Consider the following 14487-nt stretch of genomic DNA (forward strand, 5'->3'; position numbering starts at 1 on the left):
CGCTTTCCGCGTGAAGCGCTGGCGGGTGCCGCAGCGGATGTGCCAGGGTGACGGTATGCGTATCGCTGGACTCGCCCTCGCCGTGACGGCGACGCTGGGACTCGCGGCATGCGGAACGGCGCCGGAGGAACCCCCGCCCTTGCCCGGTGCGTCCGTCTCGCCGAACGCGCCCGAGGTGAGCTTGCCCGAGGGTTGGCGTTGGGAGTCCTATCGCGGCGTCCAGGTGGGGGTGCCCGGCGACTGGGAATGGACCTCCGGCCCTCAGCGACTCGGCCAGTGGTGCGTCGGATACGACGGGGCCCGGCCAGCCGTAGGCCGGCCGGGCCCGGCCACGGAGGTGGGTTGCTTCGGCGAGGGGAGCCCGCCGCCGGACACGCTCGTCGCGAACACGGGGGAGGTGGTGGTCGTCGAGCCCGCGGCCGCCGAGGCCGTTCTCGATACCGACTCGGTGGGTGACCGAAGGGTCGTCACCGTCGGCGACGTGCGCGTCATCATCCAGACCGCCGATCCTGCGCTACGCGCGCAGATCGCGGCGACCGTGCATGCTGCCGAGGTCGATTTCGCGGGTTGTCCTTCGGATCATCCGGGCGCACGGGACGTCTCCTGGCGACCGAGCGACGCCGGGGCGTTACCAGCGGCGGCGGACGTCGAGTACGTCAGTGCATGCCGGTACATCATCACCGAGGGGTCGGCACCGGGGGCGACACTCGCCGGGTCGCAGTTGCTGTCCGGAGAGGCCGCCCAGCGGCTTGTCGAAGCGATGGCCGGCGCGCCCACCGGCAGCGGCCCCAACGCGCCCGACCAGTGTCTCCACGGCGATCCGGCGGAGATCATCGTGCTGTATCTCGGTACGGGTGAAGGGGCGCGTGAAGTGCTGCTCCGCTACGCCGATTGCGTGGACAACGGCTTCGACGACGGCACCGAGATCCGCGCACTCACCAAGGACGCGGCAACGGCGATCTTCCGCGGCCCGTTGCGACCGATGCTCTGGGGCGGTCACCTGTCGGAGGTGCTCGCGGACCTTCCATCCATGGAGTGACGGCCTCGAGTGGTGCACAAAGAACCGCGAGTGGTGCAGATTCGTCGTCGATCGGTTGATCTTGCGACGAGTTTGCACCACTCGCGGTGAGAACGGGGCGTGACGGCTCAGCGCTGGGCGGCCTGCTCGTCCTGGGGTGCGAGCTTGAGGGTGCGGTCGGTCCAGGACCGAAGATCGGCCAGCAGGCTCGGGTTCTCGGGCAGCGAGACCCCGTAGGACGGGACCATCTCCTTGAGCTTGGGCTTCCACGCCTCGAGCTGCGAGCCGAAGCAACGTTCGATGACGTCGAGCATCGCCGCGACCGAGGTGGACGCTCCCGGCGAGGCGCCGAGGAGGCCCGCGATCGAACCGTCACTGGCGCTGATGATCGACGTGCCGAACTCGAGGCTGCCGCCGCGGCCCTTCTTGCGGACGACCTGGACGCGCTGGCCCGCCGTGATGAGCTCCCAGTCCTCGGTCTGCGCGGTCGGCGCGAACGCGTGCAGGTCCTCGATCCGGCTGCGCTGCGACTTGAGCACCTCGAGCACGAGGTACTTCACCAGCGGCATCGACGTGATGCCGACGCCGAGCATCGGCATGAGGTTGTTGAACCGGATCGAGCGGGCGAGGTCGGTGAGCGAACCGTTCTTGAGGAACTTGGGCGACCAGCCGGCGTAGGGCCCGAACAGCAGGCTCGGTTGTCCGTCGATGACGCGGGTGTCCAGATGCGGGACCGACATCGGGGGAGCGCCCACGGGGGCGAGCCCGTACACCTTGGCGCGGTGCTGCGAGGCGATGTCGGTGTTGAGGCAGCGGACGAACTGGCCGCTCACCGGGAAACCGGCGAAGCCCTTGATCTCCTCGATCCCGGCCTTCTGCAGCAAGTGCAGGGCGCCGCCGCCGGCGCCGACGAACACGAAGCGGGAGCGCAGGGTCGTGACCGAGCCGGTCCGCAGGTCCTTGACCTTGACCGCCCAGGTGCCGTCCGTGTCCCGGCTGAGGTTCTTCACCTGGCGCCCGTACTGCACGTCAGCGCCACGCTGCTCGAGGTCTGACAGCAGCTGGCGGGTCAGGGCGCCGAAGTCGACGTCGGTGCCGCGCTCGCTCCAGTTGAGGGCGATCTTCTCGTCGGCATCGCGACCCTCGGTCATGAGCGGGAGGCGGCGGGCGAACTCGTCGCGGTCGTCGATGTATTCGATGCCCTCGAACAGCGGGTTGGCGGCGAGCGCGTCGTAGCGGGCCCGCAGGTAGTCGGCGTTCTCCTCGCCGCGCACGAAGCTGACGTGGGGGATCGGGTTGATGAACGTGGACGGGTCGCCGAGCTGGCCGTTCTCCACCGCGTACGACCACAGCTGGCGCGAGAGCTGGAACTGCTCGTTGATCTTGAGCGCCTTGGAGACGTCGACAGAGCCGTCGGGCAGACGCGGGGTGTAGTTGAGCTCGCACAGCGCGGAGTGACCCGTGCCGGCGTTGTTCCACGGGTCGCTGCTCTCGCGGGCGGGGCCGTCGAGACGTTCCAGGAGCGTCACGGACCAGTCCGGCTCCAGGGACTTGATCAGCGATCCGAGGGTTGCGCTCATGATCCCCGCGCCGATCAGCAGGACGTCCGTGGTCTGGCGCGCCGGCTGCTGGGTGCTGCGGGGTTCCGGGAGGTTGGCTTGGGTGGACAAGCGAGAATCACTCCTGCGTCACAGTGGTCGACCCACGGCTGGTGGGCCATCTGCCATTCTCGCCCGGCGACACGCCGGACCCCACCGGGAGAGGGCGTGATCTTCACCTCATTGCGGACCGGTGGGCCGGAGAGAAGCTTGGACGTCCTAGGATTGAGCGGTGACCGATTTCTACGCACTGAGCGACGAGCACCAGGCGATCCGCGAGACGGTACGGGCGCTCGCCGACGCCAAGATCGCCCCCTTCGCCGCCGCAGTCGACGAGGAGGCCCGCTATCCGCGCGAGGCCCACGACGCGCTGGTGGCCGGCGGCTTCCACGCCCCGCACGTTCCCGAGGAGTACGGCGGCCCCGGAGCTGACGCACTCGCCACGGTCCTGGTCATCGAGGAGGTGGCCCGGGCCTGCGTCTCCAGCTCGCTGATTCCGGCGGTCAACAAGCTCGGATCGCTGCCGGTGCAGATCGGCGGCAGCGAGGAACTCAAGCACACGTACCTCGGCAAGCTCGCCGCCGGCGAGGGCGGGTTCTCCTACTGCCTGTCCGAGCCCGAGGCCGGCTCCGACGCGGCCAACCAGAAGACCCGCGCCGTCCGCGACGGCGACCACTGGGTCATCAACGGCACCAAACGCTGGATCACCAACGCCGGCGAATCGGAGTACTACACCGTGCTGACGATGACCGATCCGCAGAAGCGCAGTAAGGGCATCACCGCGTTCGTGGTCGAGAAGTCCGACGAGGGTGTGTCCTTCGGTGCTCCCGAGCGCAAGCTCGGCATCAAGGGCTCGCCGACGCGCGAGGTGTACTTCGACGACGTCCGCATCCCCGAGGACCGGATGATCGGTCACGAGGGCGAGGGCTTCGCGATCGCGATGCAGACGCTCGACCACACCCGCGTGACGATCGCGGCTCAGGCCGTCGGCGTGGCCCAGGGCGCGCTGGACTACGCCCTCGGTTATGTCCAGGAGCGCCAGCAGTTCGGCAAGCCGATCAGTGACTTCCAGGGTCTGCAGTTCATGGTCGCCGACATGGGCATGAAGATCGAGGCCGCTCGCCAACTCACCTATGCGGCCGCGGGCCGCTCCGAGCGCGGCGACCAGGATCTGACCTTCTTCGGCGCCGCCGCGAAGGCCTTCGCCTCCGATGTCGCGATGCAGGTGACCACCGATGCCGTGCAGCTGCTCGGCGGCTACGGCTTCACCCGCGACTATCCGGTCGAGCGGATGATGCGCGACGCCAAGATCACCCAGATCTACGAAGGCACCAACCAGGTGCAGCGCATCGTCATGGCCCGGCAGCTGCTCGCGGGCATCCAGTCCGAACTCTGAGCCCGAGCCGGCGGCCTTCCCTCACGACGGGGGGAGGCCGTTGGCCGTGCAGAGATCGCCGAGCTGGTCGGTGGTGTCATTGGCGAGGTGCTCGAAGAAGGCCGGCGCCCGGGTCGAGTCCCAGTTGACCTGCATGTCGGCGATCGGCACCGTGCAGTTGAGGCCGTTGCCGCTCATCGCGCCCGAGAGCGACCACGCGAAGCGCGCGAACGAGAACAGCGAGACGTCCTCACCCACGGTGAGCGATTCGCCGGTCTGTACGGCTGCCCGGTAGTAGCGGACCGGATTGAGCACCGTCCACGGCGAACGCGCCGACGACCCGATGGCGCCGATGACCTCGCGCTGCGCCGCGCCGCGGGCGATGTCGCCCTCGGCATGGGACTTGCGGTTGCGCGAGTAGGCGAGGGCGGTCTCGCCGTCCACCGACTGGCATCCGGCGTCGATGTCGAGTCCGGAGTCGGCGTCCTGCATGGCGACTTCCGGGCACACTTCGATGCCGCCGAGGGCATCGACCACATCGACCAGGCCGGTGAAGCCGATCTCCACGTAGCCGTCGATGTGCAGGCCGGTGTTCTGCTCGATCGTCTGGACCAGCAGCGGGGGGCCGCCGTAGGCGTAGGCGGCGTTGATCTTGGTGCGGCCGTAACCGGGGATGTCCACCTGGGAGTCGCGAGGAAGCGAGGTCAGCACGCTCGGACCGCTGCCGGTGTGCAGCAGCAGGATCGAGTCCGTGCGCCCTCGACCGGTGTCGTCGGGGCGGGCGTCGGACCCGACGATGACGAAGGTGCGACCGGGCTGGCGGGCGGGACGTTCGCCCTCGGGAGCGGCATCCACCTTCGTGACCTGACCCCATGCGATGAACGGCACCGCGACGAGGAACGCGATCCAGGCGATGAGGATCAACCAGAGGAAACGGGCCTTGCCTCGGCGCTTGCGCGGACGCGACGGGCCGTCCGCGCGGCTGCCCGGCGGCGGAAGCTGTGGGGGAGGGAGATCGTTGGACGGACGCGATGGCCGCGGTGGGGACGAACGCGGACGGCGTTCGTCCTCGTAGAGCCAGTCGAAGTCGTCGCGACCGTCGGAGGACATGCGATGAAGGTACCCGAGGGCGGGGAGCGCCGGAGAAAACGGTGAGCCGGTCGGCGCGTCACGATGACGCCCGCAGGCGCGGCGTCGATACTGAGACGGACCTACGGACCCTTCCCCACCGTAAGGACAACGATGTCGAACGTGCGCTATAGCGTCATGGGAGGCAGCTACGGCGATCCTGCCGGCGCCTCCGCCCGTATCCAGTTCCGGCGCGCCCTCACGCTGGCGCTCATGACGATCGTCATGCCCGGTTCCGCGCAGCTGGTGCACGGTAACCGGACGGTCGGGCGCATCGCGGTACGGGTGTGGCTCGGCGTCCTGGGCGTCGTCGTCGTGCTGCTGTTCGTATCGCTCACCTCCCGTTCGCTGCTGTTCGAGATCGGCACCAACGGGCTCCTGCTGACCCTCGGCCGCTGGCTGCTCATCGCCGGGGCCGTGGCGTGGGCGGCTCTGCTCGTCGACGCTTGGCGGCTGGGCCGGCCTCGGGAACTGCGCCGCGGCCATCTGGCGGTGTCGGCCGGTCTCAACGGGGTGCTGTGTTTCGCGGTCGCCGGCGCGCTGTTCTTCGCCGCGCACGCGGTCTCGGTGGTGGACGGTTTCGCCGGAGCCGTCTTCGCGTCAACGGCTGCCAGCGGCCCGCACGAGGGGCGCTACAACGTCCTGCTCCTCGGCTCGGACTCGGGGGACGATCGCGAGGGGATGCGCCCCGACTCCATCAACGTCGCCAGCATCGACGCCGAGACCGGGCGGGCGGTGCTCATCGGCCTGCCGCGCAATCTCGAGGACGTGCCGTTCCCCGAGGGCTCGGTCATGGACCAGGAGTTTCCCGACGGGTTCGACTGCGAGGGCTGCTATCTCAACGCGGTCAACACGTGGGCGGAGGACCACGCCGACCTGTTCGGTGAGGAGGACCCGGGCATCGACGCGACGATGGACGCCGTCGAGGAGATCACCGGCCTGAAGCTGAACTACTACGCGATGATCAACATGGCCGGCTTCGAGCACCTCATCGACGCCGTGGGCGGCGTGACGGTGAACGTGCGCGAGCGCACCGCGATCGACGGCATCGGCAGCCCGATCAGTGGCTATATCGAGCCGGGAGAGCGCACACTGAACGGATACGAGGCGCTCTGGTACGCCCGCAGCCGGGTGCTGAACGACGACTGGTCCCGGATGGGTCGCCAGAAATGCGTCCTCAACGCCATGGTGCAGCAGCTCAGCCCGCAGAAGGTCGTCATGAACATGCAGAAGATCGCCGACTCCAGCCAAGCGATGATCGAGACCGACATCCCGCGCCAGGACCTCAACGTGTTCATGGACCTCGCGCTCAAGACCCGCAACGAGCCTCTGTCGTCGGTCTCCCTCGTGCCGCCGGAGATCCACACCGGCAACCCCGACTACGACAAGGTGCGACGGATGATCAGTGACGCCATCGCGGTCGCCGAGGGACGACCTGAGGCGACGGCCGTCATGGTCTCGACGAGCCTGGGCATGGCCGATCCGAATCCGGAGGTCAAGGACCCGCGCAAGGCCAACCAGGCCGAGAACCTCGACGAGACCTGCTGACATCCGGCGAAGCAGGCCTGACGTGTCGTTCATACCGGCCCCCGCGAACGCCGCGGAGGAAAAGGACAAGACTCCGGGCGAGGACGGCCGGGTCTCCCGGCGGCGGCTCTCACCGGCTCGCGCACTGCGTCGTGCGCTGGCGCTCATGGTCGCCACCATCGTGTGGCCGGGTAGTGCCCAGCTGCTCGCCGGTCGCCGTCGTCTCGGTCTGATCGTCATGGCGCTGTGGGGCGTCCTCGTGATCGCGGCGATCGTCGTGCTGCTGTGGTTCCGCCCCGAGCGCGAGACGATCTTCGGCTGGGTCACCGATGCGGAGACGCTCTACATCGCCCGGTTGGTCGTGGTCGGCGTCGTGCTTGGCTGGCTCGCGCTCTTCGTCGACGCCTGGCGCCTCGCGACGTTTCCCGGCCTCGACCGGCCGCGGTGGCTGCTCGTCGCGGTCCTCAACATGACGGTCATCGCGCTCGTGAGCGGCATGCTGACCATCGGCTGGAGTACCGTCTCGGCCTCGCGCCAGGTCGTCACGGAGGTGTTCGCGGCGACCGAGACGGCGCCGCCGCTGCAGGGCCGCTACAACATCCTGCTGATCGGGGCCGATTCCGCCGACGGCCGCGAGGGTCTGCGCCCGGACTCGCTCAACGTGCTGAGTGTCGACGCGCGAACCGCCGACACCGTCATGGTCTCGCTCCCGCGCAACCTCCAAGGCGTCCCCTTCCCCGAGGACTCGCCGATGCACGCGCTGTATCCCAACGGCTTCAACTGCGGTAGCGAGTGCCTGTTGAACGCGGTGCACACCGCCGCACAGGAGCGCGCTGACCTCTATCCGGACAGCGACGACCCCGGGCTGGACGCCACCATCGAGGCGGTCGAGGGCGCCACCGGCCTGTCGATCAACTACTACGTCATGATCAACATGCAGGGATTCGCGTCGCTGGTCGACGCGGTCGGCGGGGTGACGGTCACGGTGACCACACCGATCGCCATGTTCGGGGAGACGGACCGGCGGCGGGACCAGTTCATCCCCGAAGGACGCCAGAGGCTGGACGGCAACGAGGCGCTGTGGTTCGCGCGGAGTCGCATCCAGTCCGACGACTTCACCCGCATGGCCCGGCAGAAGTGCCTCATGGTGGCGATGCTCGACCAGCTCAGCCCGCAGACGGTGCTGCTCAACGCCGGTCGGATCGCCGACTCCAGCTCACAGATGCTGCGGACCGACCTGCCGGCCTCCGAGCTCGCTGCGTTCGCCGATCTCGCCCTCGATGCGCGCACCCAGCAGATCGCGACCCTGTCGGTCGTGCCGCCGGAGTACAACACCGTGAACCCCGACTTCGCCCGAATCCACGCCGACATCGCCGCGTTGATCGCGCGCTCGAGCCAGCCGGCCTCGTCCGCGTCGCCGTCCGCACCCGCGCCGACCACCGCCCCGGGACCCACCACTGCCCCGCAGCCCACGGAACCGACCGCAACGCCGGACGCCAACATCACCGACGATCTGGCCGCCGCCTGCTGAACCCTCGGGCGGTGCTCAGCGGCGGGTGGCGTGCTCCTGCTCGGCGAGGCGGGAGAGGTCGTCCTGACTGCCGTTCACGGCGATGACGAGGGAGCCGCCGCCGAGGCACGCCGCGACGAGCAACCGGGCTTCGGTAGCCAGGTCGAGTTCGGTGACGAGCAGCCGTTCCGCGCTCGGGGCGGTCCCGCGCAGCTCGGCGTGCGTGCTTCGCGTTCCGGCGAGGTCGAGGGCGAGGTCGTCCGGCTCAGGAGGATCGACGCTCAGCAGCACGTCCGGCTGCGGCGGGACGACGGCCCCGATATCGGTGAAACCCGTGGGGGCTTCGGCGAACCGCCCGCCCAAGGGGCGCAGAGAGGCGGCGAGCCTGATCGGCTCGTCCGCGTGAAGATCGGGCCCGCTGAGTCCCACGTCGGCGTCCTCGTCGGCCACGACGCACCGTGCCGTCCAGGCCGCGACCAACCAGACCGGGCGCAGCCAGTGCGGCGGCACACCGATACGGAGCCGCGTGCCGGGATCGACCTCCAGGTCCTCGGTCAGGAAGTTCGTGGTCTTGGCCACCCAGTTGCCCAGCGTGATGCCGCTGAGCTCGACGCGTTCGCCGGTGGCGAGGTCGTAGAACGTCACGAGTGGTTGCGGGGTGAGCGGGACGAGGTCGACCAAAGTCATCACGAGCACGACGGTAGCGGCGCTCGCTTGTGGACGACACGCCGAGGTCATCCACAAATTTGCTTTTCAGCTTGACGTTTGGCAGCGCCACGGCTGTAATTTCATGTATGTCATTCGAAGGTTGGCCGCAGGACAGCGATCCGGAGCTGATGTGGCAAGAGCGTGCCTTGTGCGCTCAGACCGACCCGGAGTCGTTCTTCCCCGAGAAGGGCGGTTCCACCCGCGAGGCCAAGCGCGTCTGCACGACGTGCGAGGTCCGCGCCGAATGCCTGGAGTACGCGCTCGCGCACGATGAGCGCTTCGGCATTTGGGGCGGTCTGTCCGAACGCGAACGGCGCAAGCTCAAGAAGCGCGCCTGACCACCACGGCGCTGCTGCACCTCGTCCACTAGCCTCAAGCGAGTGGACGAGGAGGAGCAGCTGCCCGCGTGGCGATCGGCGCCGCCATCGGTGCTCGCGGTCATCGTGAGTCGCCGTGGCGAGCGCTGGTTGCCGCAGACCCTGGCGTCGTTGGCACGCCTCGATCATCTCCCGACCGGCTGGATCGCCGTGGACGTCGAGTCCGACGACGCCACGCGCGAGTTGCTGAGCGACGCGCTCGGCGCCGAGCACGTCATCTCCTCCGGATCTCCCGACGCCGGCTTCGGCGAGAGCATCCGGCGCGCCGTCGAGGCCGCGCCGCGCACGGACTGGATCTGGCTGCTGCACGACGACGCGATCGTCGATCCCGGAGCGCTCACCGCGCTGCTCGACGAGGCCACCAGCGCCGACGACATCGCCGTCGTCGGTCCCAAGGTGCGCGAATGGCCGTCGCTGCGCCGCCTCCTCGAGGTCGGCCGCACGATCACCGGCACAGGGGCGCTGGAGACGGGACTGGAGCCCGGAGAGCCGGACGCCGGCCAGCACGACTGGCCGCGGGACGTCCTCGCCGTGTCGACCGCCGGCATGCTGGTGCGCCGGGACGTGTGGGACGAACTCGACGGTCTCGATCCCGCGCTGCCGTTGTTCTTCGACGACATCGACTTCGGCTGGCGGGTGGCTCGAGCCGGCTACCGCACCCGCACCGCTCCTGCCGCGGTGATTTTTCACGCGGAGGCCTCGAGCCGCCGCACGCGTCGCCGCCGCCCGGTCGCCGGCGAGCACCGCCGGGCCGCCGTGTACACGATCCTCGCCAATGCCAGGGGGCCACGATTCTGGTGGCAGTCAGTGCGCCTGTTCGTCGGCACGATCTTGCGCATGCTCGGCTTCCTCGTCGTCAAGGACACCCGTGCGGCCTCCGCTGAACTTGCCGCGCTGCGCGAGGTCTTCGCCAAACCCGGTCTCATGCGCCGGGCGCGTGCCCGGCGAGCCGCCACGGCACGAGCGGCGAGCCGAGACATCGCCCCCCTGTTCCCCTCGGTCTGGTTGCCCTACCAGCACGGGTGGGACGTCGTGGTGGAGAGTGTGCGCGCGGCGGTCCGCCCTGAGGCCGTGCAGACGCTCGGCCGACGCTCGTCCACGATCGACCTGATCGACGAGGAGATCGTGGTCGAGGACGGCGATCCCTGGTGGCGGCGCTACCCGTGGGCGACGACCGTCCTCGTGCTGACGCTGCTCGCGCTGATCGCTGGGCGGGGACTGTGGACCGGATCGGTGGCCTCACCCGTGCTGCCGCCTTCGCCGGAATCCGTCGCGGACTGGTGGCGCGACCTGTTCGCCCGGACCGCTGACGCGACAGGACTGGGTTCAGCCGCGTGGCCCGCGCCGTACCTGCCGGTCCTCGCAGTGGTCGGGCTCCTCGTGGCCTTCGCCCCGGGCTTGCTCACGTGGGCTCTCATCGTCTTCGCCGTTCCCCTCGCCGCGGTCACGGCCCACCGCTTCGGCCGCACGATCACCGAGCGGCGCGGCCCGCGCATCGTGTGGGCCGTGGGTTACGGACTGCTCACCGCCGCGTCGGGCGCGGCAGCCCAGGGCCGGTTCGGCACGGTCGTCGCGCTCATCCTCGCGCCGGTGCTGGCAAACGTCGTCGCGCAGCTCATCGTGCTGCCGACGTGGACCCGAGCGGCGCAGGTCGGGCTGTGGCTCGCGGTGGTCTCCGTCTTCGCCCCCGCGGCGTTCCTCATCGCCGCCCTGGCCATTGCGGGTCTGCTGGTGGTCGCGCGGCTGCGCCCATCATGGGAGCTGCTGATCGGCGTGGGCGCCGCGATCGTCGTGGCGGGGCCCTCGTGGTGGCGGCGCATCATCGACCCGGCCGACTGGTGGTGGGAGGCCGGCATCCCGCGCGGCGTCGAGACCTCCGCGCTCGACATCGTGACCGGTTCCGGTGGTGGTCCTGGCGGTGCGCCGTGGTGGCTCGCGGTCGGACTCCTGATCCTCGGCGTGCTGGCCCTGATACCGCGCGCCACGCGTTTCGAGGTGTCGCTCGCGTGGTGGATCGCGCTGAGTGGGCTGCTGGTCGCCGCCATCGGCACCGCCGTGCCCGCCGTCGCCGGACCCGACGGCTCCTCGTCGTGGTCGGGACTGGGCGCAGCGGTCTGGCTCGCCGGCTTGGGCACCGCGGTGTTACTCGCCGCCGGCGAGGTCGGTCGCTGGGGTCGGCGAGCGGTCATCGCAGGCGTCGTCGTCGCCGTGATCTTCCCGGTCGGTGTGAGCGCATGGTGGGTTCTGCGCGGCACCGCGGAGCCGGTGAGCGGTTCGGTCGAGCCGACCATCCCGGCATACCTCGCCGATCAGGGGCACACCACGCTCGTCATCGACGGTTCGCTGGCCGACGGTGTCACGATCGATGTCGTGGAGGGTGCCGGCCCGCACCTGGGTCAGGAAGCCGTGGAACCGTCTCCGCAGCGGCGGGAGCGATTCGCCTCCACCGTCACCAGCCTGCTCGCCACCTCCTCGGGCAGCGATGTCGAAGAGCTGGCTCGCTACGGGGTCGACGCGATCTACCTGCCCGATGCCGACACCTCGATCGCGCAGGGGATCAGCGCCGCTCCCGGCCTGCTGCCGGCCGGTAGCGACCGGCCCGGATCGCGGGTCTGGACCCTGGACGCGGTCGAGGCGTCCGCGGGCGAGCCTCCGGAGGCCGGCGCATGGCGTCCCTACGCCGTGGGCGGATGGCTCGTCGCCTGGGCCGCTCTCGCGATCGCGGCGGTGCCGGGACGGCGCAGCCCCGATGAGGAGGAGGCCTCCTGATGCGCGCGATCTCCCCACGTTTCGCCTTGCCGGTGCTCGCGGCCGCACTCGTCGTGCTCGTCGCGGTGCTGCCGGGGGTCTCCACGCCGCAGCCGGAGCCCACGACCGCCGACGTCACCACGACGTCGTACACCTGCCCGTCGTGGGACGGCCTCACGGTCACTGCCGGGCAAGTCGTCGCCGGCGACGAGGCGACGGCTGTCGCGCTTCCGGACGGCGCCGACGTGCCCGAGCTCGCCGACGCCTCCGTCTGGCGCAGTGCCGCGCCGCGCGGTGACGCCATCACGGTGACCCAGACGGGCGAGAGCAGCGGGGCGGTGGGGTTCTTGGCCGGCAACGCGACCAATCGCGGGGAGGGATTGGCGGTCGCGTCGTGCCCGCAGATCGTGCACGACGCGTGGTTCAGTGGTCTCGGTGCGGTCGAGGGACACGACGCGGAACTCGTGCTCGTCAACCCCGGACGCGACGAGGCCGTCGTCAACCTTCGAGCCTGGTCCCCTGTCGGCGAGGTCGATGTACCCGACGGGGACGCGCTCACCCTCGCTCCCGGTGAGTCCCGGCGCATCGCCGGCTCCGACCTGGCGGCAGGCGAGTCGCTCCTGACCGTCCGCGTTGCGCGACAGCGCGGTGTCGTCGTCGCCGCGGTCCTCGAGTCGGGCTCCGGACCGGTACGGGGCAGCGACGTCCAGACCGCCGGGCCCGCGCCGAGCCGGCAGGCCGTCCTGTCGGGCATCCCCGCCGGAGCCGAGCGTCGGCTGATCCTCACCAACCCGGGTGGCGAAACGGCGAATGTCGAGGTCTCAGTGGTGAGCGCCGACAGCGGTACCTTCGTGGCCGAAGGTCTCGACGACGTGACGGTCGAACCGGGTTCGGTCCGCGAGATCGCGATCCCCGGGGAAGCGCCGGCCGGAGCCGCGCTCAGGCTCGACGCGACGGAGCCCGTCGCCGCCATCGTGCGGTCGCAGAGCCCCGAGGACGTCGCCGACAGCGCCGCCCTCTCAGCGTTGCGGTCTGGCCCGGCCGTTGTGCCGGTCGTCGGGGACACCCAGGTGACCGTCGTCGCCGCAGACTCCGACCTCGACGCGCAGCTCGAGGTGTTCGACGCGCAGATGCAGTCCCTCGGTACCCGGGAACTGTCCGTCCCGCAGGGGACGAGCTCCTCGATCGCCATCGGCGAGGTTGCCGAAGGAGGTGCGTACGCGGTGGTGCGGGCCGAGGGAGGGTATGCGGCCGCGCGATACGCGGACGGCGCGAGGATCGCGTCGCTGCCGCTCACCGTCGCGCCGGTCGACGCCGTGGCCCCCGCCGTCTCCTGGGGCGGGCGCTGGCACTGACACGCCTGGCGGTCGACCCAGGCACAGAATCCGCCGTAGGTGGTCGAGTAGCGACCGCCCTTCGATACGCCGCTCGTTCCTCGCGGCTACTCAGGAACCGCAGCGAGGGGCGACGTCATAGGTGGTCGAGTAGCGACCGCCCTTCGATACGCTCGGCCGCGGCCGGCCTCCCTACTCGACCACCCAGTCGGTAGGTGGTCGAGTAGCCCGGAGCTCTGCGGAGGGCGCATCGAGACCGTGCGCTATTCCCTCAGCTGGGTGGCGCGGATTCTCCATACCCAGCGGTTGCCGAGGCGGATGGGTTCGGCGTGGCCGAAGGTCTTGAGTTTGTGGTGGTGCCTGCACAACGCCCAGAGGTTTTCACCGCTGGTGGGGCCGTCTGGGAGTGGTTGTCGGTGGTCGAGGTCGCAGTTGGCGGCCTTCTTGGTGCAACCGGGGTATCGGCAGGTGCCGTCGCGGAAGCGGATCGCGTTCCGCAGATGATCGGGTGGGTACCGGCCTTCGTAGGTGGTGGCGAGGATGTTGTCTTTCTCGTCGACGAGGAGTCGGTACCAGAACGGGTTCCCACTCAAAGCCAGATCACGGACCGCGTTGGCGGGGAGGATCCAGTCGCGGTCGGCGCTGATCGCCGGCTGATCGTCCACGCCCGCGAGCGTGGACGCCGGAACCATGACCCCGATCGCGAGATTCGGCGTCCGTGCGGGTTCGTTGTCGGGTCGATGTGGTCGAGGGCGTCCACGAAGAAGTCCGCCCGACGCTGGGCGATGGTCCGGTCGTCGTCGGTCACGGCCTTGGCGGCGTGGTCGAGCCGCTGATCGATCCCCGCCAACACGTAGGACGGGAGGTTCTCGGCATACAGGCTGCCGGTGCCGTCCTCATCATGAACGATGGTGACGGACCGTTCGGCGACGATGTCCTCGTAGCGTTTCTCGACTTCGTCGGGTTCGACCCGGGCGATGAACCGCCGCATCCACTGGCGTAGTTCGCCGGTGGTGTGCGTGGCCGCGTAGGAGACGACCTGGCGGTCGAGCTTCTCGACCGACCGTTCCTCGGTCAGCTTCCGGGCGTGTCAGATGGTTTGTGTAAGTGGTTCGTCTCCTGATTGAAGGACGACACTGATGACCATGACAGATGAGGATGCTC

General features: G+C 69.7%; 12 protein-coding genes. 7 read left to right on the forward strand and 5 right to left on the reverse strand.

Features of this window, described 5'->3' with window-relative positions; translation table 11 throughout:
* Positions 1–55: 55 nt before the first annotated feature.
* A complete protein-coding gene (locus D9V41_RS15515; protein WP_121795499.1) occupies positions 56–1039 on the forward strand; it encodes a hypothetical protein in 984 nt (327 codons plus the stop codon).
* 107 nt (positions 1040–1146) lie between these two features.
* Here the strand turns inward: D9V41_RS15515 and mqo are convergent, their stop codons facing one another.
* Entirely contained in the window at positions 1147–2688 is a 1542-nt protein-coding gene (gene mqo, locus D9V41_RS15520; protein ID WP_121795500.1) for a malate dehydrogenase (quinone), read from the reverse strand.
* A gap of 160 nt (positions 2689–2848) precedes the next feature.
* Between mqo and D9V41_RS15525 the strand changes: the two genes are divergently transcribed.
* On the forward strand, positions 2849–4012 hold the full coding sequence (locus D9V41_RS15525; RefSeq protein ID WP_121795501.1) for an acyl-CoA dehydrogenase family protein: 1164 nt from the start codon (positions 2849–2851) through the stop codon (positions 4010–4012).
* Between the two features lie 21 nt (positions 4013–4033).
* Here D9V41_RS15525 and D9V41_RS15530 read toward each other — a convergent pair whose 3' ends face one another.
* Positions 4034–5101, reverse strand: a complete 1068-nt coding sequence (locus D9V41_RS15530) for an LCP family protein (protein ID WP_121795502.1) — start codon at positions 5099–5101, stop codon at positions 4034–4036.
* Between the two features lie 132 nt (positions 5102–5233).
* Here D9V41_RS15530 and D9V41_RS15535 point away from each other — a divergent pair, with 132 nt between their 5' ends.
* Together D9V41_RS15535 and D9V41_RS15540 are read left to right on the forward strand one after the other, a co-directional pair.
* Positions 5234–6667 (forward strand): LCP family protein, encoded by a 1434-nt coding sequence (locus D9V41_RS15535; protein ID WP_121795503.1) that lies wholly within the window; start codon positions 5234–5236, stop codon positions 6665–6667.
* Between the two features lie 22 nt (positions 6668–6689).
* Positions 6690–8177: an LCP family protein gene (locus tag D9V41_RS15540; protein WP_121795504.1), complete on the forward strand. Its 1488-nt coding sequence runs from the start codon at positions 6690–6692 to the stop codon at positions 8175–8177.
* A gap of 15 nt (positions 8178–8192) precedes the next feature.
* On the opposite strand, the gene D9V41_RS15545 is transcribed toward D9V41_RS15540, so the two are convergent.
* Entirely contained in the window at positions 8193–8843 is a 651-nt protein-coding gene (locus tag D9V41_RS15545; RefSeq protein WP_208006895.1) for a TIGR03089 family protein, read from the reverse strand.
* Positions 8844–8950: 107 nt separating this feature from the next.
* Between D9V41_RS15545 and D9V41_RS15550 the strand changes: the two genes are divergently transcribed.
* From D9V41_RS15550 to D9V41_RS15560, 3 genes are read left to right on the forward strand one after another with little or no spacing between them, the layout of a single operon-like run.
* Entirely contained in the window at positions 8951–9202 is a 252-nt protein-coding gene (locus D9V41_RS15550; protein ID WP_121795506.1) for a WhiB family transcriptional regulator, read from the forward strand.
* A 42-nt stretch (positions 9203–9244) separates the two neighbouring features.
* A complete protein-coding gene (locus D9V41_RS15555; RefSeq protein WP_121795507.1) occupies positions 9245–12010 on the forward strand; it encodes a glycosyltransferase family 2 protein in 2766 nt (921 codons plus the stop codon).
* On the forward strand, positions 12010–13344 hold the full coding sequence (locus tag D9V41_RS15560; protein ID WP_121795508.1) for a DUF5719 family protein: 1335 nt from the start codon (positions 12010–12012) through the stop codon (positions 13342–13344). The genes D9V41_RS15555 and D9V41_RS15560 overlap by 1 nt, the downstream gene beginning before the upstream one ends.
* Before the next feature lie 242 nt (positions 13345–13586).
* On the opposite strand, the gene D9V41_RS15565 is transcribed toward D9V41_RS15560, so the two are convergent.
* Together D9V41_RS15565 and D9V41_RS18685 are read right to left on the reverse strand one after the other, a co-directional pair.
* Positions 13587–13988 (reverse strand): HNH endonuclease signature motif containing protein, encoded by a 402-nt coding sequence (locus D9V41_RS15565; RefSeq protein ID WP_133434213.1) that lies wholly within the window; start codon positions 13986–13988, stop codon positions 13587–13589.
* On the reverse strand, positions 13913–14401 hold the full coding sequence (locus tag D9V41_RS18685) for a DUF222 domain-containing protein (RefSeq protein WP_121795510.1): 489 nt from the start codon (positions 14399–14401) through the stop codon (positions 13913–13915). The genes D9V41_RS15565 and D9V41_RS18685 overlap by 76 nt, the downstream gene beginning before the upstream one ends.
* Positions 14402–14487: the final 86 nt, after the last annotated feature.

Source organism: Aeromicrobium phragmitis (assembly GCF_003674095.1).
GTDB classification, from domain to species: domain Bacteria; phylum Actinomycetota; class Actinomycetes; order Propionibacteriales; family Nocardioidaceae; genus Aeromicrobium; species Aeromicrobium phragmitis.

What these genes read in the sequence shown, in the direction of transcription:
- D9V41_RS15560 (WP_121795508.1), top strand. Translation starts at nt 12,010, where the DNA reads ATGCGCGCGATCTCCCCACGTTTCGCCTTGCCGGTGCTCGCGGCCGCA.
- D9V41_RS15535 (WP_121795503.1), top strand. Translation starts at nt 5,234, where the DNA reads ATGTCGAACGTGCGCTATAGCGTCATGGGAGGCAGCTACGGCGATCCT.
- D9V41_RS15550 (WP_121795506.1), top strand. Translation starts at nt 8,951, where the DNA reads ATGTCATTCGAAGGTTGGCCGCAGGACAGCGATCCGGAGCTGATGTGG.
- D9V41_RS15530 (WP_121795502.1), bottom strand. Translation starts at nt 5,101, where the DNA reads ATGTCCTCCGACGGTCGCGACGACTTCGACTGGCTCTACGAGGACGAA.
- D9V41_RS15515 (WP_121795499.1), top strand. Translation starts at nt 56, where the DNA reads ATGCGTATCGCTGGACTCGCCCTCGCCGTGACGGCGACGCTGGGACTC.
- D9V41_RS15545 (WP_208006895.1), bottom strand. Translation starts at nt 8,843, where the DNA reads ATGACTTTGGTCGACCTCGTCCCGCTCACCCCGCAACCACTCGTGACG.